Origin of the sequence: Gordonia terrae, from assembly GCF_051789125.1 — a bacterium.
GTDB classification, from domain to species: domain Bacteria; phylum Actinomycetota; class Actinomycetes; order Mycobacteriales; family Mycobacteriaceae; genus Gordonia; species Gordonia terrae_A.
Map to the genome: position 1 here is coordinate 516,781 of NZ_CP196526.1, position 21,568 is coordinate 538,348.

General features: G+C 67.5%; 23 protein-coding genes. 14 read left to right on the forward strand and 9 right to left on the reverse strand.

What is annotated here, in order from left to right; genetic code table 11:
- Positions 1-6 precede the first annotated feature (6 nt).
- On the forward strand, positions 7-2,538 hold the full coding sequence (locus tag ACSUZC_RS02310) for a DNA polymerase III subunit gamma and tau (protein ID WP_439031329.1): 2,532 nt from the start codon (positions 7-9) through the stop codon (positions 2,536-2,538).
- Positions 2,539-2,565: 27 nt separating this feature from the next.
- On the opposite strand, the gene ACSUZC_RS02315 is transcribed toward ACSUZC_RS02310, so the two are convergent.
- Both ACSUZC_RS02315 and ACSUZC_RS02320 read right to left on the reverse strand, forming a co-directional pair.
- Positions 2,566-3,888 (reverse strand): class I SAM-dependent methyltransferase, encoded by a 1,323-nt coding sequence (locus ACSUZC_RS02315; RefSeq protein WP_439031330.1) that lies wholly within the window; start codon positions 3,886-3,888, stop codon positions 2,566-2,568.
- Positions 3,885-5,267 carry an FAD-binding oxidoreductase gene (locus ACSUZC_RS02320; RefSeq protein WP_439032964.1) on the reverse strand — a complete coding sequence of 461 codons (1,383 nt, stop codon included), beginning with the start codon at positions 5,265-5,267 and terminating at the stop codon, positions 3,885-3,887. The genes ACSUZC_RS02315 and ACSUZC_RS02320 overlap by 4 nt, the downstream gene beginning before the upstream one ends.
- A gap of 80 nt (positions 5,268-5,347) precedes the next feature.
- On the opposite strand from ACSUZC_RS02320, the gene ACSUZC_RS02325 reads away from it, so the two are divergent.
- Genes ACSUZC_RS02325 through ACSUZC_RS02360 form a run of 8 tightly spaced genes read left to right on the forward strand, consistent with a single transcriptional unit; the run spans position 5,348 to position 11,206 of the window.
- Positions 5,348-5,785 carry an SRPBCC family protein gene (locus tag ACSUZC_RS02325; protein ID WP_439031331.1) on the forward strand — a complete coding sequence of 146 codons (438 nt, stop codon included), beginning with the start codon at positions 5,348-5,350 and terminating at the stop codon, positions 5,783-5,785.
- Positions 5,786-5,803: 18 nt separating this feature from the next.
- Positions 5,804-6,778: a pseudouridine synthase gene (locus ACSUZC_RS02330; protein ID WP_439031332.1), complete on the forward strand. Its 975-nt coding sequence runs from the start codon at positions 5,804-5,806 to the stop codon at positions 6,776-6,778.
- A 24-nt stretch (positions 6,779-6,802) separates the two neighbouring features.
- Entirely contained in the window at positions 6,803-7,132 is a 330-nt protein-coding gene (locus tag ACSUZC_RS02335; protein WP_439031333.1) for a hypothetical protein, read from the forward strand.
- Positions 7,110-7,526 (forward strand): YbaB/EbfC family nucleoid-associated protein, encoded by a 417-nt coding sequence (locus ACSUZC_RS02340; protein ID WP_439031334.1) that lies wholly within the window; start codon positions 7,110-7,112, stop codon positions 7,524-7,526. The genes ACSUZC_RS02335 and ACSUZC_RS02340 overlap by 23 nt, the downstream gene beginning before the upstream one ends.
- 50 nt (positions 7,527-7,576) lie before the next feature.
- Positions 7,577-8,188: a recombination mediator RecR gene (gene recR / locus ACSUZC_RS02345; RefSeq protein WP_439031335.1), complete on the forward strand. Its 612-nt coding sequence runs from the start codon at positions 7,577-7,579 to the stop codon at positions 8,186-8,188.
- Positions 8,189-8,234: 46 nt separating this feature from the next.
- The gene (locus tag ACSUZC_RS02350; RefSeq protein ID WP_439031336.1) at positions 8,235-9,866 is read left to right on the forward strand and encodes an alpha/beta fold hydrolase; all 1,632 of its coding nucleotides are present in this window, start codon (positions 8,235-8,237) and stop codon (positions 9,864-9,866) included.
- A gap of 14 nt (positions 9,867-9,880) precedes the next feature.
- A complete protein-coding gene (locus ACSUZC_RS02355) occupies positions 9,881-10,432 on the forward strand; it encodes a uridine kinase family protein (RefSeq protein ID WP_439032965.1) in 552 nt (183 codons plus the stop codon).
- 51 nt (positions 10,433-10,483) lie between these two features.
- On the forward strand, positions 10,484-11,206 hold the full coding sequence (locus ACSUZC_RS02360; RefSeq protein WP_439031337.1) for a uracil-DNA glycosylase: 723 nt from the start codon (positions 10,484-10,486) through the stop codon (positions 11,204-11,206).
- 128 nt (positions 11,207-11,334) lie between these two features.
- Here ACSUZC_RS02360 and ACSUZC_RS02365 read toward each other — a convergent pair whose 3' ends face one another.
- Entirely contained in the window at positions 11,335-12,057 is a 723-nt protein-coding gene (locus ACSUZC_RS02365; RefSeq protein WP_439031338.1) for a type 1 glutamine amidotransferase, read from the reverse strand.
- On the reverse strand, positions 12,054-13,355 hold the full coding sequence (locus ACSUZC_RS02370) for a MurT ligase domain-containing protein (protein ID WP_439031339.1): 1,302 nt from the start codon (positions 13,353-13,355) through the stop codon (positions 12,054-12,056). Before ACSUZC_RS02370 ends, ACSUZC_RS02365 begins: the two co-directional genes overlap by 4 nt.
- A 75-nt stretch (positions 13,356-13,430) precedes the next feature.
- On the opposite strand from ACSUZC_RS02370, the gene ACSUZC_RS02375 reads away from it, so the two are divergent.
- Complete coding sequence (locus tag ACSUZC_RS02375; RefSeq protein WP_439031340.1) at positions 13,431-14,522, forward strand: alpha/beta hydrolase; 1,092 nt, start codon at positions 13,431-13,433, stop codon at positions 14,520-14,522.
- Here ACSUZC_RS02375 and ACSUZC_RS02380 read toward each other — a convergent pair.
- The 3 genes from ACSUZC_RS02380 to ACSUZC_RS02390 form a co-directional block, all read right to left on the reverse strand.
- Positions 14,511-15,503, reverse strand: a complete 993-nt coding sequence (locus ACSUZC_RS02380) for an EamA family transporter (protein WP_439031341.1) — start codon at positions 15,501-15,503, stop codon at positions 14,511-14,513. The genes ACSUZC_RS02375 and ACSUZC_RS02380 overlap by 12 nt on opposite strands.
- A gap of 83 nt (positions 15,504-15,586) precedes the next feature.
- Complete coding sequence (gene trxA / locus ACSUZC_RS02385; RefSeq protein WP_238422822.1) at positions 15,587-15,949, reverse strand: thioredoxin; 363 nt, start codon at positions 15,947-15,949, stop codon at positions 15,587-15,589.
- 302 nt (positions 15,950-16,251) lie between these two features.
- Positions 16,252-16,830 carry a TetR/AcrR family transcriptional regulator gene (locus ACSUZC_RS02390; protein ID WP_439031342.1) on the reverse strand — a complete coding sequence of 193 codons (579 nt, stop codon included), beginning with the start codon at positions 16,828-16,830 and terminating at the stop codon, positions 16,252-16,254.
- Between the two features lie 231 nt (positions 16,831-17,061).
- On the opposite strand from ACSUZC_RS02390, the gene ACSUZC_RS02395 reads away from it, so the two are divergent.
- Entirely contained in the window at positions 17,062-17,946 is an 885-nt protein-coding gene (locus ACSUZC_RS02395) for an oxygenase MpaB family protein (protein WP_439031343.1), read from the forward strand.
- A gap of 17 nt (positions 17,947-17,963) precedes the next feature.
- Here the strand turns inward: ACSUZC_RS02395 and ACSUZC_RS02400 are convergent, their stop codons facing one another.
- On the reverse strand, positions 17,964-18,323 hold the full coding sequence (locus ACSUZC_RS02400) for a histone-like nucleoid-structuring protein Lsr2 (RefSeq protein WP_439031344.1): 360 nt from the start codon (positions 18,321-18,323) through the stop codon (positions 17,964-17,966).
- 384 nt (positions 18,324-18,707) lie between these two features.
- On the opposite strand from ACSUZC_RS02400, the gene ACSUZC_RS02405 reads away from it, so the two are divergent.
- Positions 18,708-19,310, forward strand: coding sequence for a sigma-70 family RNA polymerase sigma factor (locus ACSUZC_RS02405; protein ID WP_439031345.1), 603 nt, complete (start codon positions 18,708-18,710; stop codon positions 19,308-19,310).
- Between the two features lie 572 nt (positions 19,311-19,882).
- Here the strand turns inward: ACSUZC_RS02405 and ACSUZC_RS02410 are convergent.
- Positions 19,883-20,125, reverse strand: coding sequence for a hypothetical protein (locus ACSUZC_RS02410; protein WP_439032966.1), 243 nt, complete (start codon positions 20,123-20,125; stop codon positions 19,883-19,885).
- Positions 20,126-20,187: 62 nt separating this feature from the next.
- Between ACSUZC_RS02410 and ACSUZC_RS02415 the strand changes: the two genes are divergently transcribed.
- Positions 20,188-20,541 carry a hypothetical protein gene (locus ACSUZC_RS02415; protein ID WP_439031346.1) on the forward strand — a complete coding sequence of 118 codons (354 nt, stop codon included), beginning with the start codon at positions 20,188-20,190 and terminating at the stop codon, positions 20,539-20,541.
- An 88-nt stretch (positions 20,542-20,629) separates the two neighbouring features.
- Complete coding sequence (locus ACSUZC_RS02420) at positions 20,630-21,511, forward strand: LysR family transcriptional regulator (protein ID WP_388056279.1); 882 nt, start codon at positions 20,630-20,632, stop codon at positions 21,509-21,511.
- Positions 21,512-21,568: the final 57 nt, after the last annotated feature.

The window sequence follows — 21,568 nt, forward strand, 5'->3', positions numbered from 1 at the left end:
CGACGCGTGGCTCTGTATCGCACCTATCGCCCGGCTACCTTCGCCGACGTCGTGGGTCAGGAGCACGTCACCGATCCGCTGAGCCACGCGCTCGATTCCGGCCGCATCAACCACGCGTATCTGTTCTCGGGTCCGCGTGGGTGTGGCAAGACGTCGTCGGCCCGAATCCTGGCCCGGTCGCTGAACTGTGTCGAGGGGCCGACGTCGCGACCGTGCGGCAAGTGCGGATCCTGTGTGGCGCTCGCCCCGGGCGGTCCCGGCAACCTCGACGTGATCGAACTCGACGCCGCGAGTCACGGCGGCGTGGACGACACCCGCGAACTGCGCGACCGGGCGTTCTACGCACCGGCCGAGTCGCGCTACCGCGTGTTCATCGTCGACGAGGCGCACATGGTGACCAACGCCGGCTTCAACGCGCTGCTCAAGATCGTGGAGGAGCCGCCCGAGCACCTCATCTTCGTCTTCGCGACCACCGAGCCCGAGAAGGTGCTGCCCACCATCCGGTCGCGCACCCACCACTACCCGTTCCGGCTGCTCGCGCCGCCGGTGATGCGCGGACTGCTGGAAAAGATCTGCGAACGCGAGGGCGTCACGGTCGCACCCGAGGTCTACCCGCTGGTGATCCGCGCGGGCGGTGGTTCGCCCCGCGACTCGCTCTCCATCCTCGACCAGCTGCTCGCCGGTGCCGACGACGACGGCGTCGCCTACGAGCGTGCGCTGGCGCTCCTCGGTGTCACCGACGTCGCGCTCATCGACACCGCCGTCGACGCCTTGGCCGACGCCGACGGGTCGGCCCTGTTCGGGACGGTCGAGCGGGTCGTCGACGCCGGGCACGATCCCCGGCGGTTTGCCGTCGACCTCCTCGAACGATTGCGTGATCTGATTCTGCTGCAAGCGGTTCCGGACGCCGCGGATCGCGGTCTGGTCGAAGCGCCGGGAGACCAGCTCACGCGTATGCGTGCGCAGATCGAGACCCTCGGACCGGCGTCGCTGACGCGTTTCGCCGAGATCGTGCACGACGCACTCGGCGAGATGCGCGGCACCACCTCGCCCCGACTCCTGCTCGAGGTCATGTGCGCGCGGATGCTGCTGCCCGCGGTGTCCGCCGACGACGCAGCGCTGCTGCAGCGGCTCGAGCGATTGGAGTCGGGGATCGGGACCACCTCGATCCCGATCCCCGGGGCACCGGCCGAGCCCGAACCCGAACCGAAGTTCGTCCGCCCCTCACAGCGCAAGGCGATGGAAGAGGCCAAGGCGGCCGAGGAAGCCGAACGCGCCGCGGCCGAGGTCGCCGAGGCCGACGCCGCACCGGCACCGTCCGCACAGCCACAACCGGTCGAGCAGCCGGTGGCCGCGGCCGCGGTGGAGCAACCGTCGCGCGCGGAACCCGCTGCAGTGGAGGCACCTGCTCCGGTCGAGGCACCTGCTGTGGTCGAGACGCCGCCGGTCGTCGAGACGCCGCCGGTCGTCGAACCCGTCGTCGAGACCCCGGAGACCGCTGCGGCAGTCGACGCGCCGACCGTCGATGACGCGCCAGCCGAGTCCTCTCTCGACGCCGATGCTCCCGACGCCGGTGCTCTCGAAATCGACGACGACACCGAGTCGATGTTCGACGAGCTGGTCGTCGAACAGGCGGCGACGTCGTCGGCGGTGGAGGACGCGGCGGTCGAGGCCGGCGCAGCCGAACCGGTCGCCGAGCAACCCGTCGGGGACGAGCCGTCGGCAGATCAGGCCACGTTGCAGGCCGTGGCCGACCCGCAGCCCGTCACCGGTCCGCGGACGCCGACAGCGCCCGAGCCACCCTCACGTCCGACGCCGGCGCAGGCTTCCGAACCGGGATCGTCGATGCCGTACGACGACGTCCCGCTGCCCGACGAACCCGTCGACGAGTACGAGGTGCCGCCGCCGGACGCGATGCCGACACGGGTCCGCGCGCCCGAGCCGACGCCGGAACCGGAACCGGAACCCGAGCCCACCGGCGGGCTGGACGTCGACGCCGTCCGCAAGAGGTACCAGGACATCCGGTCCGCGGTCCGGGAGCGGTCGAAGAGCATAGAGCCGATGTTGTCGGCCGCGGTCATCGCCGACGTCGACGGTTCGACGGTCGTCCTGTCCCATCCGGTCGAGGTCCTTGTCGGCCGGTTGTCGGCCCCGCATGCGGTGACGATCATCCGGGAGGCCCTCACCGAGGTGTTCGGCACCGAACTCGATGTCCGGACCGTCCACCAAGCGCCGGGTGCACCCGCCCCGGCCGGCGGTTCCAGCGCCGCACCGGGCAAACAGCAGGGCAAGGCCCGTCAGTCGTATTCGCGGCCGAGCCGCGCACGCGATCAGGGTGCGGCACCGGCTCCGGCACCCGAACCGGTCGCGGAGCCGGAGGAGCCCGAACCGCCCCGGGCCGACGAGGACATCCCCCCCGACGAACGTGCGGAGATGGTCGCCGACGCGCGCACCGGCAGTCCCGAACAGCGCCTCGATCCCGATCAGGTGGCGCTGGAGTTGCTCAAGTCCGAACTCGGGGCACGACCGCTGGAGTAGCGCGGTCGCACCCCGGTGGGGCGTCGGTCAGGCGTCCCACCACGGCCGCAGCGGCACCTGGTGCGAGCCGTCCTCGTCGAGCTTGGTCGCGAGGACATGGTGGAGCTGGATGATGTTGCGGTCGAAGCCGATTCGACACCCTGCCATGTAGAGGCCCCATAGGCGGGCCGTCCCCTCGCCGACTTCGGCGACGGCCTCGTCCCAATGCTCGACGAGGTTGATGTTCCAGTCGCGCAGCGTCATTGCGTAGTGCTCGCGGAAGTTCTCCTCGTGGATGACTTCCATGCCACCGATGTCCTGCAGTTTGGAGATGATCTTGCCGGAGCCGGTGAGCTCGCCATCGGGGAACACGTAACGGTCGATGAACGAGCCGGCCTTGGTGCGGCTCGCGTTGTCGGGCCGGGTGATGCAGTGGTTCAGCAGCATGCCGCCCGGGCGGAGCTTGTCACGCATGAACCCGAAGTAGGCGGGGTAGTTGTGGACGCCGATGTGTTCGGTGAGGCCGATCGACGACACCGCGTCGAAACCGCTCTCGGGGACGTCGCGATAGTCACTGTGGCGCACCTCGGCGAAGTCGCCGAGGCCTTCGTCGGCGATGGCCTTCTGTGCCCATTCGGCCTGCTCGGCGGAGAGTGTCGCGCCGATGGTGTGCACGCCGCGGCGTGCGGCGTACCGGACCATTCCGCCCCAGCCGCAACCGATGTCGAGGAGGCGGTCACCGGGTTTGAGGCGCAGCTTCTCGAAGATCAGCCGGTACTTGTTCTCCTGCGCGGCTTCGAGCGACGCCTCCCGTTCGGGGTAGACGGCACAGGTGTAGGTCATCGACGGTCCGAGTACCCACTCGTAGAAGGTGTTCGACACGTCGTAGTGGTAGTGGATGACCTCGGCGTCACGAGACTTGCTGTGCCGCAAGCCTTCGGCGAACCGGCGCCAGCGGGGGACGGCCTCCTGGGGCGGCGGCGCGATCGGTTTGAAGTGCTCGATCCCCAGGGACCGGGCGATCTGGGCGAGCGCCAGCGGGGACGGGCGGTGGAACTGCAGATTGCTGGCGAGCGCCTTGAGTGCCGGGTACGGATCGCCGGGGTGGGCGCCGATGAGTTCGAGATCGCCTGCGATGTAGGCGCGGGCCAGTCCGAGATCGCCGGGGGCGGTGACGAGGTACGTCGTACCGCGAGGGGTCTTGAGGTTGAGACCGTACTGGGCGTCGGCGGGGCCGGCCGAGCTGCCGTCGTAGGCCGAGATCCGGATCGACAGGTTGCCGCCCAGAAGGGTTTCGAAGATCTCGGCGAGAGTCATTCTGCCGGGGTGGGAATCCACACTCGACGGTGTGCTGTCCTTGAAGGTGGTCATTGGCGTTTCACCGCTTTCGCATAGAGGTCCAGCAGTCGGCCGCGGGGGTCGTACCGCTTCTTGAGGAGCCGATAACTCTCCCCGCCGTAAAGTTCGTCGAACTCCTCGGGCGGGTAGAAACTCTCTGAGTACAGCGACTTGTGGCCGTCGAGTTCGGCGACCTTGCGTTCGATGATCTTGTTGGTGTGACCCGGATCGCCGGGGGTGACCGGCACGGCCGACCAGAAGCCCACATTGACGTAGGTACGGTGCGGGGCAAGCGGATACAGCGGCCACGGGCGGATCGCATCGGCGCCGGGAAGAGCGGGGTCGCGAAGTCGGAGCGGGCACAACCAGATCGGTTCGATGGGGATGTTCGCCAGGAACCACTCGACGTACTCGGTGGTCCGCTCGATCGGGACCTCGATGTCCTGCACCACGCGTTCGCCCGGGGGGAGGCCCTTGCGAGCGTTGAGCCGGTCGCCGATGTCGAACCGCTGGTCGAGACCGATCAGCTTCCAGTAGAAGCTGCTGCGCAGGAGGCGTTTGGGCCACCAGCGGCGGATCTTCGGGTTCTGGGCTCCGAACGCCCGCGAACACCAGAACCAGTCGGTGTCCCAGCGCCAGAGGTAATCGTGGATGGTGAGCCGGTCGGTCTCTCGCTGCTGGATGGAACGGTAGAAGATGTCCATCCCGGTGTAGTCGCTGACCGGGCCCGGCTCGTCGGTCTGACGGCCGAGCGTGAGATAGGACTCGTCGGCGGAGAACACGACGCCGTCGAGGTAGTCGACCTGCTCGCCGTCATGGGTCCTGGTGGTGACGATCGCTTCCATCGTCGACTGCAGCTCGGCGATCGTCGAGAAGCGGATGTGGCGCAGCGCCACGTAGGGCTGCACGGGTTCGAGCTCGATGCGCAGGCGGACCGAATAGCCGAGCGTGCCATAGGAGTTCGGGAACCCGTAGAAGAGATCGGCGTGCTCGTTGGTCGGGGTCGCGGTGAGGATCTCGCCATCGCCGGTGAGGATGTCGATCTCGAGGACCGACTCATGCGGCAGGCCGGACCGGTACGAGGTGCTCTCGATGCCGAGTCCGGTGACCGCGCCGCCGAGCGTGATGGTCTTGAGTTGCGGGACCACAAGTGGCGCCAGTCCGTACGGCAGGGTCGCGGCGACCAGGTTCTCGTACGTGCACATTCCGGCGACATCGGCGGTGCGTGCTTCCGGATCCACCGAGATCACCCGATCGAGTCCGGACACATCCAATCCCGGATGCGGGTTGACGGCGCGCTTGCGAAAGAGGTTGGAAGTCTTCTTCGCCAGGCGGACCGTCGCGTGCGGAGGAATGGCGCGGTAGCTGGCCAGAAGGGTGGACACCCCTCGGTCGAATGCCGCGGCCCCCATCTCCAAGCCATTGCTCACCCGGTTAGCCTAGGACTCGATCAGTTCAGTCGCCAATCGTTTCGTCCCGAGGAGTGTCCATCGTGGGTCAGGTTTCCGCTTCGCAGTCGATCGACATCGCCGCCGCACCGGATGCCGTCGTCGCTGCCCTCTCCGATTACGAGACCACGCGGCCGGCGATCCTGCCCGAGCAGTACCGCGACTACAAGGTCATCAGCGGCGGCAAGGGCGACGGCACCGTCGTGCATTGGATTCTGCAGGCGACGTCGAAGCGTCAGCGTGACGTACAGGCGACCGTCAGCGTCACCCCGGACACCGTGACCGAGCGCGACGCCAACTCCACGATGGTGACCACGTATCGCGTCGCCGCGGCGGGCAGCGGCTCGCGCGTCACGACCACCACCACCTGGAAGGGCGCCGGCGGCGTCGGCGGCTTCTTCGAGAAGACGTTCGCGCCGAAGGGCTTGCAGCGCATCCAGGCCGAGGTGCTCGGCAACCTGAAGAAGCGCATCGAGGGCTGACGCGTCCCGGCCGGACCGATGGACGATGCGGGGCGCTCGGATCATGTCCGACGCCGCCGCGGCCGCGCCCGGCCCTCGCCGCTCCCGATCCGGGACGGCGTGGACGCGACGCGCGTGGTGTTGCGGTCCGGGCCCGAGCTGACGGTCGGCGAGGCGCTGCTGGCGTCGTCGAGTCTGGCGGGTCTGACACGGCGCGACCTCGACCTTCGCGCCGCGGCCGGCGACATCGTCGATGCCGACGGCCGGCCCGTCGAGCTCGACGCGCCGTCGCGGGTGAACATCTCGCTGTATCTGTACCGGGATCTGCCCGACGAGGTCACGATCCCGTTCGACCTCCCGGTGCTGTACCGCGACGAGAACATCGTCGTCGTCGACAAGCCGCACTTCCTCGCGACGATGCCGCGCGGCCGGCACGTCACCCAGACCGCGCTGGTGCGGCTGCGCCGGGAGCTGGGCTCCGACACCGTCTCGCCTGCGCATCGGCTCGATCGGTTGACGGCGGGGGTGTTGCTGTTCACCCTGCGTCCCCAGGTACGGGCGTCCTACCAGGAACTGTTCGCGGCACGGATCGCGCGCAAGGAGTATCGCGCGCTGGCACCCGTCGACGAGACCCTCGCCGACCCGGTCACCGTCCGCGACCGGATCGAGAAGACCGCGGGCGACCTGCGCGCCCGGGTGGTCGAGGGACCGGTGAACGCCGTCAGCGAGATCACCCTTCTCGACCAGATCGCCGGACAGGGCGTCTATCGGTTACGACCCCAGACCGGCCGGACGCATCAGTTGCGCCTGCACATGGCGTCGATCGGCGTGCCCATCGTCGACGACCCGCTCTATCCCGACGTGCGGCCCGAACTCGCCGAGCGTCCCGACCGCGGCGACTTCTCGGCGCCGCTGCGGCTGATCGCGCATGTCCTGGAGTTCGACGACCCGCTCACCGGTGAGGAACGCCGCTTCGAGAGCCGGCGGACGGTGTTCGACCGGCACCCTGCCTGACCCGCGACGATCTACGCTGGCCGCATGACCATCCGAGCGTCGTATGAGCGGCATACCGACCTGGGCTGCGAAGCCGTGGTCTTCATCGACGACGAGTCGCTGGCGTGTTTCCAGATCCAGCGAGACCTGACCGGTGGCCCGCGTGCCGACGAGTACTGCGTCACCACCGGCGCCAGCGCCCCCGTGTACAGCGGGATCACGCAGTGGCGTCGGGTCGACGACCGTTTCGAGTTCGCGCTGACCCCGCGGGCCGGCAGGTTGTTCGGCGACGAGGTGCTGTCGTTCGAGATCAGCCCGTCCGACGAGTCGACCGTCGAGGACATCGCCGCGCATGTCGATCGGTTGCTGCGCTGACGCTGCGACTACCCTGGACCGGGTGACGCAACCATTCGATCCCAGCGCACTGTTCGGCGGCGGCCAGGGTGGAGAGAACCCCATGGCAGGCCTGCTGGCCCAGGCGCAGCAGATGCAGGAGAAGCTCCTGTCCGCGCAGAACGAGATCGCCGCGGCGGAGGTCGTCGGAACTGCGGGCAACGGCCTGGTCACCGTGACCGGCAACGGCACCGGCGAGGTGACCGCGGTGTCCATCGATCCCAAGGTCGTCGACCCCGATGACGTCGACACCCTGCAGGACCTGTTGCTCGGCGCCCTCGCCGACCTCTCGGAGAAGCGCGAGCAGCTCGCGAGCGAGAAGATGGGCCCGCTGGCCGGCGGACTCGGCGGCGGCATCCCCGGGCTCGGCGGCTGACGCGCTGCGCGCGCCACCTCCCGAGCGACGAGTAGAGATCCAGGCACTCCATGTATGAAGGACCGATCCAGGACCTGATCGACGAGCTGGCCAAACAGCCCGGTCTCGGTCCGAAGGGTGCGCAGCGGATCGCGTTCCATCTGCTCGCCGGGGAGAAGCCCGACATCGACCGGTTGATCGCGGCTCTCGGTCGGGTGCGCGACGACGTCGTGTTCTGCGCCGAATGCGGCAATGTCTCGGCGAATCGGTTGTGCCGCATCTGCTCCGACTCGCGCCGGGACGCGACGAAGATCTGCGTCGTCGAAGAGCCCAAGGACGTCCACGCGATCGAGCGGACCAAGGAGTTCACCGGTCGCTATCACGTGCTGGGCGGTGCGCTGGACCCGTTGTCGGGTATCGGCCCCGACCAGTTGCGCATACGAGAGTTGTTGCGGCGCCTGGCCAATCAGGCGGATGGCGTCGATGTCTCCGAGGTGATCGTCGCGACCGACCCGAACACCGAGGGTGAGGCGACCGCCACGTATCTCCAGCGGATGCTGAAGGACTTCCCCGGATTGTCGGTGACCCGTCTGGCGTCGGGGCTGCCGATGGGTGGCGACCTGGAGTTCGCCGACGAATTGACCCTCGGCCGAGCACTGTCGGGGCGTCGCATCCTGGCCTGAGGTTCGCGCCCGACGTGAGCCCGGCAAACCGGACGGCTACTGTCAGGTGGTGATTTCGCTGAAGCGGGGGCGCCGTCGTATCCGGGGTGTGGCTGCAGGTCTGGCGGCGGTGACCGTCGCGGCCCTGGTGGGTACGGGGACGGGTGCTCTCGCGCCGTCCGCGGGCGCTGCACCCGACGACCTGGAGTGGACCGCGTGTCCGGCGGTGCACGGCGTGGCGCCCGAGGTCCGCTGCGCGACCGTCGAAGTCCCACTGGACTACAGCAAGCCCGACGGCAAGACGATCGAGATCGGTGTCAGCCGCATGGCCGCGCGCGATCAGTCCCGGCGCCGCGGCGTGATCATGGGCAACCCCGGCGGTCCGGGCGGCGACGGCATCGCGATGTTCAGCCAGGTCCGCCCGCCCGCGGCGATGCTCGACGAATGGGACCTGGTCGCGGTGCAGCCGCGCGGACTCGTCTCGGGTACCGCACTGCGGTGCGACCCGATCACCGGCGACGAGCCGGAACTGATGACGGCGCTGGGGAAGGTCAACCGCGATCGGTGCGAGCGACGGACCCCCGGGCTGGGCGCGTCGCTGACCACCGAGAACACCGCCCGAGACATGGAGGTCGTCCGCCGGCTCCTCGGGGAGCAGAAGGTCAGCCTCTACGGCATCTCCTACGGCACGTTGCTGATGTCGACCTACGCGACGCTGTTCCCGCAGCGCGTCGACCGTATGGTGCTCGACTCCGGATTCGATCCGGGTCTGGTTTGGAACAGCCTGCTCGCCGCGCAGACGCCCGGTTACAAAACCCGGGTGCACGAGATGATGGCGTGGATCGCACGCCACGATTCCGTGTATCACCTGGGGAAGACGCCGCTGGCCGTCTACCGCGAGTGGAGCGACCGGGTCAGTGCCGAGGCGGGGGTTCCGCCGTCGCTGCTGGGCCCGCCCGCGCAGGTCGGCGACGTCCCGCCAGGCCTGCGGGCGTTCGCCAGGCAGTACATCGCCGGCACCGACCTGACCGCGGATGCCCGCGCCAGATTCGAGAACTTCGTGGCCACGCTGCTGCGGCCCGGCTCGTTGCAGCTGACGTCGACGCTGCTTGCGCTCACCCGGGCGTTCGCTCCCGACCGCAACTCGTGGCCCACCATCGCGTTGATGACGGCCGACCCCGGCCGCAAGCTGCCGAAACCTTCACCCGAGGCACTCGCGGCGGCCCAGGTCTCGCAGGACATGCAGGCCGCGGTGTTGTGCAACGAGAACCGGGTGCCCGCCCAGCCGTCGCTGGGCTTCGAGGCGTTCATCGCCAACTACGTCACGGGCGACCCGTTCGACGCACCCGGTCTCGCCTACCGGTCGGGCATCGCCTGCGCCGGCGCGCCGGCACTGACCCGGCCGGTGGACATCGGTAACCGTGGACTCGCGGTGCGGCCCTTGCAGATCCAGAGCATCGGTGACCCGCAGACCCCGTATCGGGGATCGCTGGTGATGCGGCAGCAGATGGGTAGTCACCTCATCACGGTCGGGGGCGGCGATCACGCCCAGCTGGGCCGGGCGAACGCGCCGCTCGAGGCTGCGATCGTCGAGTATCTGCGGACCGGGCGCACCGGGGTCACCCGCGTCGAGCAGGCGCCGATCACCGCACCGCTCACCCGCATGCCGAGTATGAACGCGGGCGCATCCGCGTGGTGACCACGCCCGGTGTCGTGACGTCGGAGATCCGCACGCGGCTCACCGAGCTCGCGGATCGTCTGGACGCAGGCATCGTGGCGATCGACGGGCCGTCGGGTGCGGGCAAGTCGACGGTTGCCGATCTGCTCGTCGCCGAACTGCGCGCCCGGGGCGTCGGCGTGACCCTCGTGCGCACAGACGATTTCGCCACGTGGGACGACCCCGTCGGATGGTGGCCCGAACTCGAGTCGGATGTGCTGCATCCCTTCGGGCGACGACGCGACTACCGCTACCGGCCGCGCGTGTGGCGCGACGGCACCCCCACGCCCGGACCCCGCGTGTGGATCGAATGGCAACCGCTGTTGATCATCGAGGGAGTGTCCTCGGCGCGGCGCCGGATCGCCGACCGCCTGGGACACGCACTCTGGCTCGACGGGGGGACCGCCGCCGACCGGCTCGCGCGGACCGTCGCCCGTGACGGTGAGGGCGAACGGGAGCATCTCGAGGGATGGCAACAGTTCGAAGCGGGCTGGTTCGCGGTCGACGGCACGCGAGACCGGTGCATCGTGCTCGACGAGCTGGCCTAGGAGCGCTCGGCCCGGATCAGCGGCTGCCTGAACGGCGGTTAGTGTCGGGGGATGGGCACCCGACGACGCTTCCGCGACCTCGCGGAGCTGGACGCGCATCTGATCGACTGTCGCGCCTGCCCGCGGCTGGTCGCCTGGCGCGAACTCGTCGCCGTCGAGAAGCGTCGTGCCTTCGCCGACGAGGAGTACTGGGGCCGACCGGTGGCCGGTATCGGCCCGGCGGACGCGCGACTGCTCATCGTGGGTCTCGCACCGGCGGCGCACGGCGGTAATCGCACCGGCCGGATGTTCACCGGTGACCGCAGCGGTGACGTGCTGTTTGCCGCACTCCACCTGGCCGGCCTGGCGAATCAGCCGCATTCGGTCGCCATCGGCGACGGCCTGGAACTCTTCGACACCCGTATCACCGCGCCGGTCCACTGCGCGCCGCCCCAGAACAAGCCGACCGTCGAGGAACGGGACACATGTTCGTTCTGGCTGCACGCCGAACTCGAGTTGCTCGCGCCGACCGTCCGGTCGGTGGTCACCCTCGGTGGATTCGGCTGGCAGTCGACGCTGCGGACGTTCGCGAAGCTGGGATGGACCGTGCCGAAACCGCTGCCGAAGTTCGGCCACGGGGTCTCGACGACACTCGTCCGCGACGGCACCGAGCTCGAGGTGTTCGGGTGCTATCACGTCAGTCAGCAGAACACCTTCACCGGGAGATTGACGATACCGATGGTCGTCGACGTCCTCACCGCCGCAGCAACATCGGCGGGGATCCAGGGTGGGTGAGCTCTACCTGACCCTGCACTGCCGCTCACTGATTCCGCTCCCGCTCACCAGATTTCGGTGAGCGGTAACGGATCCGGTGAGCGGGAACGAGTGGGCACTGACGCTGCTCGCCTCGGGGAGGGGGAGGATTACCGGCGGCGACCCGCCGCGAGACGCTCCTTGCGCAACCGGTCGACCTCGGGGAGTTCCAGTGGTGCAAGGGTTTCCACGCCCACCGCGGTGGCGAGAAGGTGGTCGGCGAGCTCGGGGTTGCGCGCCAGCGCGGGACCGTGCATGTAGGTACCGAGGACGCTGCCCTGGACCACACCCTCGGTGCCGTCGCCCACACCGTTGCCCACGCCGTGGCGCACGCGGCCCAGCGGCGCGGCGTCGGGGCCGAGAGTTGTTCCGCCGCGGTGGTTCTCGAAACCGGTGAGAGTCTGGGTCAACCCGGGCAGCGACGGTTCGACGAGCAGTTCGCCGATGCTGCGCTTGGTCTGCGGCGCCGTCGTGAGGTCGAACAGCGAGATCCCGTCGACGCGTTCGCCCGCAGACGTCTCGTACCAGTGGCCGAGCACCTGGATGGCGGCGCAGATCGCCAGCACCGGGCGTCCGGCGGCGGCCGCCTTCTGCAGTCCGGGGTAGCGGGTGAGGTGCCGGGTCGCGAGTCGCTGGGCGTAATCCTCGGCGCCGCCGAGGGTGTAGACATCGAGCGAGTCGGGGACCGCGTCGTCGAGCGTGATGTGGATGACCTCGGCGTCGATGCCGCGCATGAGTGCCCGCCGTTTGAGGACGAGGGCGTTGCCGCCGTCACCGTAGGTGCCCATCACGTCGGGGAGGACGAGGCCGATGCGCAGGGTCGATTCGCTCACTGCTCCGCCTTTCGCGAACGTGCGGCGCGTTCCAGTGCGATTCCGAGGTCGCGGAACGCGGTGTAGTTGGCCAACACCTCGACACGTCCGGGCGGACAGGAGGCGATGGCCGCCATGGGATCGGGGATGGTGGTGTGTTCTGCACCCGCATACAGCAATCGGACCGAGAGATCGGCGGCCCGTTCGCCTGCCGCGACCACCTGCATGGTCTCGAACGCCTCGAACCGCACATCCCACAGCCACGACAGGTCCTCACCGTCGGGGACCTGACCGTTGACCGCGATGACCAGTCCGTCGGCGTCCTGGTCGATCATCGACAGCGCCTCTTGCCATCCGGCCGGGTTCTTGGCGAGAAGTGTTCGGACCGAGTGATTTCCGATCTGATGGATGCCGTACCGGCCGGCGACCTCGCCGACCGTGCCGACCGCGGCCACTGCGGCCGCCGGATCGGCGCCCATCGCGACGGCCGCGGCCACCGCCTGGGTCGCGTTGCCGCGGTTGGCCTTACCCGGGACGGCGAGTTTCAGCGGCGCGCTGAATCCGCCCGGGCCGTAGATGTTCTCGTCGTCGAACCACCACTGCGGATCGGGGCGCCGGAAGTTCTCGTCACCGGTGGACTGCCAGCCTGCGTCGGTGCGGATGATCGGCTCCCCGGTGCGGGGGCAGCTGACGGAGTCGCCGACCCAGCCGGCCCCTGCCGCGACCCAGACGACGTTCGGCGCGTCGAAGGCGGCGGAGGTGACGAGAACGTCGTCGCAGTTGGCGACGACGGTCGTCTCGGGGTGACGCGCGATGCCCTCGCGGAGGCGGCGCTCGATCATGTTGATCTCACCGACACGGTCGAGCTGGTCGCGGGACAGGTTCAGCAGGACCAGGACCTCGGGGTCGACGGCGTCACTGACATGGGGGACGTGCAGTTCGTCGACCTCCAGCGCACAGAACGGAGCGGTACGGCTGAGGGTGAGTGTCGCGATGATGCCGGCGTCCATGTTGGCGCCGTCGGCCTGGGTGGCGACATCGCCCAACTCGGCCATCGCGGCGGCGGTCATCCGCGTGGTCGTCGATTTACCGTTGGTTCCGGTGACGATCGCGGTCCGCTTGCCTGCGGCGAGGCGCCGCATGATCTGAGGATCGATCTTGGCGGCGACCAACCCGCCGATCATCGACCCCTTGCCCCGGCCCGCGGTCCGTGACGCCCAGCGGGCGGCGGCCGCAGCGCCCAGTGCCACGGACGTCCGGGCGGGAACTCGTGCGTTGCTGCGGGTTGCGGAACCGGTGGAAGAGACTCGGTCGGGCATGCGCACGAGTGTGTCACAGGCTGTTCCGGCGAGGATGGTCGTGCCGCTCGTCTGCGACGCGTAGGCTCTGCGGCTGTGAGCCGCGACACCTACATGCGCCTGTCCTTGCCCGCCCGAATCCAGCGCGGGGTGTTGCTCGCCACTGCGAGGATCCCCGAGGGAGTCCTGGCCGTTCTTGGCCGCCGCGCTCCGGTCAACTCCGACGGCGAGCGAGTGGCACCCGAACTCGCGGCGATCGGCTGGGCGAACGACAACGTCCCCGGGCTCAATCCGTTCCAGGGCGAGGTGGCGCAGTCCCGGTTGCAGACCGACGAAAGCGGCGTCTCCATGGCCGAGGTCCTGCCGCCGCTGGCGGTCGAGGAGGACCTCGTCATCGACGGCCCGGGCGGACCGATCCCGGCGACGCGCTACCGCTCGTCGACCGAGTCGTCGGGGCTGCTTCTCTACTTCCACGGGGGTGGCTTCGTCACCGGCAGCCGGATCAGTCACGACGCCTTCGTTCGACGTCTCGCGCACGGCACGGGGCTCGACGTCCTGTCTGTCGAGTACCGTCTCGCCCCCGAGAATCCCTTCCCCGCGGCTGTCGAGGACGCGGTCGCGGCATGGCGCTTCGCCGTCGACGTCGCCCCGCGATGGGGTCTCGATCCGCAGCGCATCGTCGTCGCGGGTGACAGTGCCGGTGGCAACCTCGCCACCGTGGTCTCCCTCCAGGTTCGCGGAGAGTCGGTGACCCCGGCATTCCAGCTCCTCATCTACCCGGTGACCGACCAGTCGGCCGACACCCCGTCGAGGCGAGAGTTCGCGACCGGGTACTTCCTCACCGCGGCCGGCATCGGATGGTTCTCCGACCGTTACGTGCCGGATGCTGCGCAACGCAAGGACCCCCGCTGTTCGCCGCTGCTCGCCGACGACCTGAGTGGTCTCCCACCGGCACACGTCGTCGTCGCGGGGTTCGATCCGCTGCGTGACGAAGGTCTCGCCTATGCGCGGCGGCTCGAAGAGGCCGGGGTACCAGTCACGGTGCGGCGCGAGGGGTCGATGATCCACGCCTTCGTCAACATGACGCTCATCAGTCCCGGGGCGCGCGCCGCGGTCGACCGTATGTGCGTGGCGGTCCGTGAGGCGATGAAGGCAGTCCCGCAGGGCGGTCCGACCTCAGGCGCCTGAGCGGACCCCGTTCGCGGCGCACACCGGCTCGGGTTGGGCGTCGGCTGTCGAGACGTTCGTCGTCTGCGCGGAGACCGGCGATCGACGCCGCGCGGACGATCTCGGTCGGGCCATCACCCCGGCAGCGCATCCGGCGACCACGATGACGGCACCGACTATCTCACCGACGGTCGGGACCTCGCCGAGGAACACGAAGGCCGCCGAGATGCCGACCACCGGCACGAGCAGGGACATCGGCGACACACGGCTCGCGTCGTTGCGTCCGAGGAGCGTCGTCCAGAGGCCCGCCCCGATCACGGTGCCGAAGATCGCGAGGTAGGCGAGTCCACCGAGTGCGAGCAGCCCGGTCTCGGTGTTCAGGGTGGTCAGGGACTCGAAACCGGCGGCGGGTCCCTCGATGACGAGGCTGGCCAGGTAGAGCGGGGGAGTGGCGACGACGGCCATCCAGAGTGTCATCCGCAAGGAATCGTCCGGGCGTGCCAGACGTCCGCCGATGTTGCCGGCGGCCCAGCTGAGTCCACCGAGAACGGTGAGGCCGATCGGGAGCAGGGCGGCGACGCCGAGGTCGGTGCCGTGCACCCGATCGACTGCGATGAGCACCATTCCCCCGAGGGCGATGACAAGGCCGATCACCTGGCCGGCGGTCATGCGCTCGCGCAGGAACAACACACCGAGCACCACGGTGAACGGGGCGGATGTCTGCAACACCAGGGACGCGAGCCCGGTGGGCATGCCCAGTTCCATCGCGAGGAACAGCATCATGAACTGCACCGTCCCGAAACCGGTGGCATACAACAAGAACCACTTCACGCGGACCTTCGGAAACCGCACGAACACCATCACGGGTATCGCCATGACGGCGAACCGCAGGGCGGCGAGGAAGAACGGCGGGAAGTGGTCCAACCCGAGTCGGATCGCGATGAAGTTCAATCCCCAGAGGAAGACGACGAACAGCGCGAGTAACCGATCACGAGTGGACATGAACCCATCGTCAGCGCGTGCGAAGTGAAGAACAATCGAATTTAGACGGATGGACTATTCAGTTTTGCTGAATGTTGCCGGGGTCACTCCTGCGCGGCGGCGACCTTCGCGCGAACGTCCTCCATGTCGAGACCCTCGACCGCGCCGATGAGCTCCTCGAGCTGGGCGGCGGGAAGAGCGCCGGGCTGGTTGAAGACCAGGATGCCGTCGCGGAACGCCATGAGGGTCGGGATCGAACGGATGCCGAGGCTGCCTGCGAGCTGCTGCTCGGCCTCGGTGTCGATCTTGCCGAAGGTGATGTCCGAATGGGCTTCGGAGGCCTTCTCGAAAACCGGTGCGAACTGTCGGCACGGACCGCACCAGCCGGCCCAGAAGTCGAGCAGGACGATGCCGTCCGAGGCGATGGTGTCCTCGAAGGTCTCCAGGGTGATGTCTTGTGATGCCATGCCTCCCACAACGGCGCAAGAGGGCCAGACATTCCGGACTCACCTCGGGGGATGGATCTGTATCCTGCTGTCAGTGCTGTGCGCACAGCCACCCGAGCCGGCGAGGCACCCGCGTTGTCTACGAGGCGCTGACGGGCAAGGTCCCCAGGATCTGCGCGATCTGGCCGGTCACGAATTCAGTGCGGCAATCGACGCGGGCGTCGCACGGAATGGGAACGAGCATGACCAGGCGTAGAGCGCCCACATGCGCAGCTGTTCGCCGCGGCGGGAGTCGAACTCGGTGGAACGGTTCGTCTAGACGTTCAAGGGCGGGCCTGAGCCGCGAGGCTGGCAGTGAGGTCGATACTGCTCTGAAGCGTGGCGGTGATGATCTCGGAGAGATGGTCGAGATCGGTCTCGAGTTCGCCGCGGAACCACCCACCCGAAAGTTCGATTGCGCCGGCAACTATTGCGAATGCGGCCATCTCGGCGTCGGGTGTGGGTGGCGCATCTGCGCCGAGCAGCTTCCGGATCATTTCTGCCATGACCGTCGCGATGGCGCGGACGCTTGCGGTCCGAGCCTGCTGGAGGACGGTTGACGTTGGCGCGTTCAGCAAGAGCGCAGCTCGGCGAGGATCGATACGGAGGAAATCGATCCCTGCGGCAACAGCCGCCCGGATTTGGTGACGAAGACCAGGCGCCGGCGCCATTGCGGCTCTGACGAGGACATCCAGGAACGCTGCGGTGGTGTCGTCGGCGAGCTGAGTGAGCAAGGCGTCTCGGTCGTCGAAGTGCTCGTAGAAGTAGCGGTCGTTCAGGCGAGCCCGGCCACACACCGATCGCTTAGTCACCGCGGCCGCGCCTCCCTCATTGAGCAGGTCAAGCGTGGCCTCGAAGAGCATTGCGCGCCGACGAGCTCGACGTTGTCCCTCGCTCTCGCCCCCATAGCTGCGTTTCGAAGTGCTCACAGGGACATTGTGGCGCATTCTCTTGACCCTGGGAGTCATCTGGTGCACTCTGACACCAGAGATTCTGGTGCCATCCGGCACGGAACTTGCGGAAGGGGCCAGATCGTGAGCTGTCCAGTGCGCGTGCCTACTGACTCGGCGCTTCTGAGCGGGCAGAACGAAGACGTGCCTGCCGTCGTCGAGCGCATGAACGAGGTAGCCGGCACGGTTTTTGTTGCGCTGTTCGCCGCGGGGTTGTTCGATCAGACGCTGCTACCGGAGGTCTCGGCTGCTCTGGTCGAAACCGGGCGGATCCGAGACGACACCTGGGGGCGGGGGATGCGCAGTGCCGCCTCCGACCAGCTCGTATTTCTCGGCGAGGAAGCCGAGCAGCGACGCGAGATGGACCGACTGATCAGTCTGCATCGCGACGTCAAGGGCGTCGGCCCCGACGGTCTACGCTATAGCGCTCTCAAACCTGAGAACTGGAATTGGATTCTGTACAGCACGTTCTTCGTTTATCGCGGGACCTACATCGCCGTGACCAGAGCAAAGCCAAGCGCTGAAGAGGATCAGGCTATATGGGACTACTTCCGCCAGAAGGGTGAGGGGCTCCAGCTTCCGGGTAAAGCTCGGCTTCTTCAGGACTTTGGTGAGGTTCAGGCCTACTACGACTTCATGGTGGCGGAAAAGCTGGAAGTCACTCAGACCACATTGGATGCATGCGCCCGACTGCGGCGGCTACCCCGTCCGCCCTTTCTGCCTGCGGTCCTCGATCCATTGTGGCGACTGATCCGCCCCATCGGTGGCCACCTCGCCGAAGTGCTTGGGTTCGGCATCATGCATCCCGGTGTCCGCGCACTCATGCCGATGATGTGGACCCGTCGCCATGACGTCGAGTTTGCGGTGGTGGTCCAGATGCTTCGTATCGCCTACCGATGCCTCCCGACATGGGTCACAGACACGCCGCTGGCCCGCAATCGCCGTCAGTATCGCCGACTCGTCGCCGGATATCAGGGCCTCGGGCTTGCCTCGTTCAGACCTGACACGCCTGCAGGCAAGCCAACGTAGTCCGACGCCGTTCAGCGCTACTGGCGTTCGTTGAACGCATCGATAATCGCCTGTGGGATACGCCCTCGCGTGGACACCTCGTAGCCGTTCTGCAGGGCCCATTCTCGAATGAATCGTGTCCGCTCAGCGGCGGTCGCCGATGCAGGCAACACCCGACCCGACGCTGAACTCGCGGCACGGACCGGGGCAGCTTTTTCCAGGTACTTTCCGAGGTCTTTTTCAAACTTCGCCACGTTCGACGGGCGCAGATCAAGCACATACCGGATTCCCCTCCGCCCGGGAAACTTGACTTCGAATTCCACCCGCTGACATTCATCAGCATCGACCGGCTTGCCATCGAGATCGTCAACCCACTCGACGCGAGCAATTCTTCCCACAACACACCCTCTCTGGTCACGACACGTTTCCTCAATTAACGATCCTAAATACGACAGTAGATCAATGGATCGGGACGTGGCGCCGACGCGGCCCAGCACCGACCCCACCAGGGGCCGAGATGTGACTGTGCCATCGACGGGCATCTGCGTTGCGCTACACCTGGCCGTGAGTTGTAACGAACTGCCGCGGGTCGAACGAACTAATGTCCGACCGCCGCGCTGTCGAGAGGAACATGGATGGTGTTCGAGGACCCCGCCCGTATGTCGTTGCGAATGTGTTGCCGTTGACATGGCGCCCAGATCGAGGGTGTTGTCGGTCGGCACCGTGAACGAGGCCAGTGCCGGCACGAACCCGTCCACCGGCTCGGTGGCGACCGGTTGAGAGTGGGATCAGTGGAAACCAGCAGGAGCCCTGACGGCGGCGACAGCGAGTCACAACTGCTGCGTGAGCTCGTCGCCTCGGTGGCTGCGCAGGATCGGGCGGCATTCACCCGCCTCTACGATCTGACGAGCTCACGCATCTACGGCCTTGCTGTACGGGTGGTGCGCGACCGTCAATACGCCGAAGAAATCGTGCAAGAAGCGTATCTGCAGTACTGGGTGCACGCGGGGGACTACGACCCGGCTCGTGGGTCGGTGATCACCTGGATGATGACGATCGCCCATCGCAGGGCGGTGGATCGCGTCCGCACCGAGGGTATGCAGACCGAACGAATCTCCGAATACGGCGTGCGCAATGCCGAGCCCGAAGTTCCGAGCAACATTCCGCTGGAAGTGGTTGTGCAGGCGGCGCAGAGAAACACCCTGCACACGTGCTTGGGGCAACTCACCGATCTGCAGCGAGGCAGCATCGAGATGTCGTACTTTGCCGGCCTCAGTTATCCCGAAGTGGCGCAGCGCACCGCAACACCGCTACCCACCACCAAATCGCGCATCCGAGACGGGTTGCGCCGCCTCAAAACGTGCATGGACTCTCAGGACAACTGACAGACGCGGACCTGCCGAACAGCGAGGGTATCTCGTGGCCAACTCCGACCGTGCCGGCGCCTTGATCATGAACTGCATTTACACAGTGGTGGCGCAGTTGGTGTAGCCCCAACCCAGTGCAGCAGTGGCCATTTGAGGCGAAGGTATAATTCCTAGCCAAGCGAGGTCGGAGCAAACTTCGCCCGCGAATTTGGCTTGTGCCCCCGCCGGGGTTACTTCGACGAATCTGCGATGCAGAGTGAACTCGGCTGCCGCACGCTGGGCCGGGGTGAACGGCGAGTACACCGGTTCGGCTTGCAAGTACTTGAGTCGTGCGAGCCTGTAGTCTTCCGCGGACTTATCGGCAGCGAGCCTGGCGTCAGCACACCGACTGTCAGTAGCGTTGCCGGCGTTCGACTCAGCGGCACCTCCACCGGTCGCTTCCTCGCTGCCGCCGCATGCAATCATCAACGACGCGAGAGTTGTCAGACCGATTCCGAGCACGCTGCGTCGCATCACCTAGACCACCACCGAGACCCAGCGCCGCTCCACAAACAAAGAGGGGTCAGGTGTGGCGGCGTCGGCGCTGCATCTCAGCCTCGCGACGTTGCTCTTCCGCGCTGGCGGCACTGCCGCAAGAACTCGGCATCAGCGGCCGGGTCCTGCGGAACAAACCGGCCCGGCCGGTCATACTCCGGAAATTCTGATACCACCGCCCGCGACGGGAGACGCTCACCACGGTCACGTCGAGCTCTGCTCGCACGCCGAGCACGGGGACGGCCGAAGATCAGCCACGTCACCGTTCCGACGATCGGCACCGCGATAACTACCAGCAGCCATCCCCACCGCGGGAGCGGCCGAGGAACGCATTGCGCGTACGTTCGCGCATACCCATGGGATGTCGTACCGCGCCGCCTTGTCGACCGTCCGGGCGAGTCGGCGTGGAGACGTGCTGCCCTATGTCCAGCGGCTCCTGATCGAGGCGGTCGAGGGCTGCGGTGTCCGACACTGGGCGCGGATCGACGAATGGGACGGCGTGGGGTCCGTGGTCATCACCGACATCGGCGGAGAGGTCTACCGACTGACGGCCGAATCCCTGGCGCCCGTGGTGAGCACCTACATCGACGAAGGCACGATCAGCGAACCCCTCGACGTGGACAGCTATCTCGCCGATGACATCATCCAATCGGCGCTGTTCGGTTGCGTGATCTACCGTCACGAGGTTCGACACCGGCCGGTGATGGTGGCCTGAGGGCCGCGTCACTGAGTCGCTCGAGGGCGTCGTCACGGAGTCTGCGACACCTCCGTTGGTATCGGGATTCGATGAGTACCGTTGCTGCATGGAGGTCCGTCGCCTGAGGCTGCTGCGTGAGTTCGCCGATCGCGAGTCCATCGGGGCGGTCGCCGACGCGATGCACATGACACCGTCGGCGGTGTCGCAGCAACTGAAGGTGTTGGCCGACGAGGCGGGTGTCGCACTGTTCGAGCCGGACGGGCGTCGAATCCGGCTGACCGAGGCGGGACGCGCACTCGTGTTGCGGGCCGACGATGTCATCGCTGCGGTGGATCGCGCGCACGAGGAGATGTCGTCGTATCGGTCCGGCAAGGCGCGGGTGCGGCTGGCGATGTTCCCGTCGGGGTCGACACTGCTGTTGCCGTCGGTCCTGGACATGGCGGCCGAGTCGGGCATCGACGTACACGCGGTGCATCTGGACGTCGGATATCACGACGCCGCACCGGCTCTCGCCGATTTCGACGTCGTCGTCACGCATCGGGACGAGCGCACCCCGGCGGTCAATGTGCCGCGCGTGCGGGTGACCGAGCTGATGCGCGAACCCGTCGACGTCATCGTCGCCGACGACAACGAACTGGCGACCCGCGACGAGGTCGCGGTGACCGAGCTGGCCGAACACGACTGGATCAGTGTCGAGGGCGGATTCCCCGTCGACGATGTGCTGCAGTCGATCTCGGCGGTGACGGGCGTCGCACCCCGGGTCACCCAGCGGATGCTGGACTTCACCACCATCGAAGCGCTCGTGGCCGGCGGTCACGGGATCGCACTGATGCCGAGGTTCGCGGTACGCCACCCCGGGGTGAAACGGTTGGTGATCAAGGGTGTTCGCGCCGCACGCGTCTACGAGGCGCTGTCCCGGCCACGGTCACGCTCGGCGGTGCAGCGGGTCGTCGAGCATCTCCAGACCGCGAGCGACGGCCGGGGTTGACCGCCGGACGCCGACAGCCCGGGGCGAAATGCTCGCCCCGGGCTGTCGTCCGGCTGT

Bases quoted from the DNA above. Each gene is read 5' to 3' on its own strand.
- ACSUZC_RS02315 (WP_439031330.1), bottom strand. From the start codon at position 3,888: ATGACCACCTTCAAGGACAGCACACCGTCGAGTGTGGATTCCCACCCC.
- ACSUZC_RS02330 (WP_439031332.1), top strand. From the start codon at position 5,804: ATGGACGATGCGGGGCGCTCGGATCATGTCCGACGCCGCCGCGGCCGC.
- ACSUZC_RS02420 (WP_388056279.1), top strand. From the start codon at position 20,630: ATGGAGGTCCGTCGCCTGAGGCTGCTGCGTGAGTTCGCCGATCGCGAG.
- ACSUZC_RS02360 (WP_439031337.1), top strand. From the start codon at position 10,484: ATGGGCACCCGACGACGCTTCCGCGACCTCGCGGAGCTGGACGCGCAT.
- ACSUZC_RS02335 (WP_439031333.1), top strand. From the start codon at position 6,803: ATGACCATCCGAGCGTCGTATGAGCGGCATACCGACCTGGGCTGCGAA.
- recR (WP_439031335.1), top strand. From the start codon at position 7,577: ATGTATGAAGGACCGATCCAGGACCTGATCGACGAGCTGGCCAAACAG.
- ACSUZC_RS02370 (WP_439031339.1), bottom strand. From the start codon at position 13,355: ATGCCCGACCGAGTCTCTTCCACCGGTTCCGCAACCCGCAGCAACGCA.
- ACSUZC_RS02415 (WP_439031346.1), top strand. From the start codon at position 20,188: ATGTCGTACCGCGCCGCCTTGTCGACCGTCCGGGCGAGTCGGCGTGGA.
- ACSUZC_RS02340 (WP_439031334.1), top strand. From the start codon at position 7,110: ATGTCGATCGGTTGCTGCGCTGACGCTGCGACTACCCTGGACCGGGTG.
- ACSUZC_RS02380 (WP_439031341.1), bottom strand. From the start codon at position 15,503: ATGTCCACTCGTGATCGGTTACTCGCGCTGTTCGTCGTCTTCCTCTGG.
- ACSUZC_RS02390 (WP_439031342.1), bottom strand. From the start codon at position 16,830: ATGCTCTTCGAGGCCACGCTTGACCTGCTCAATGAGGGAGGCGCGGCC.
- trxA (WP_238422822.1), bottom strand. From the start codon at position 15,949: ATGGCATCACAAGACATCACCCTGGAGACCTTCGAGGACACCATCGCC.
- ACSUZC_RS02320 (WP_439032964.1), bottom strand. From the start codon at position 5,267: ATGGGGGCCGCGGCATTCGACCGAGGGGTGTCCACCCTTCTGGCCAGC.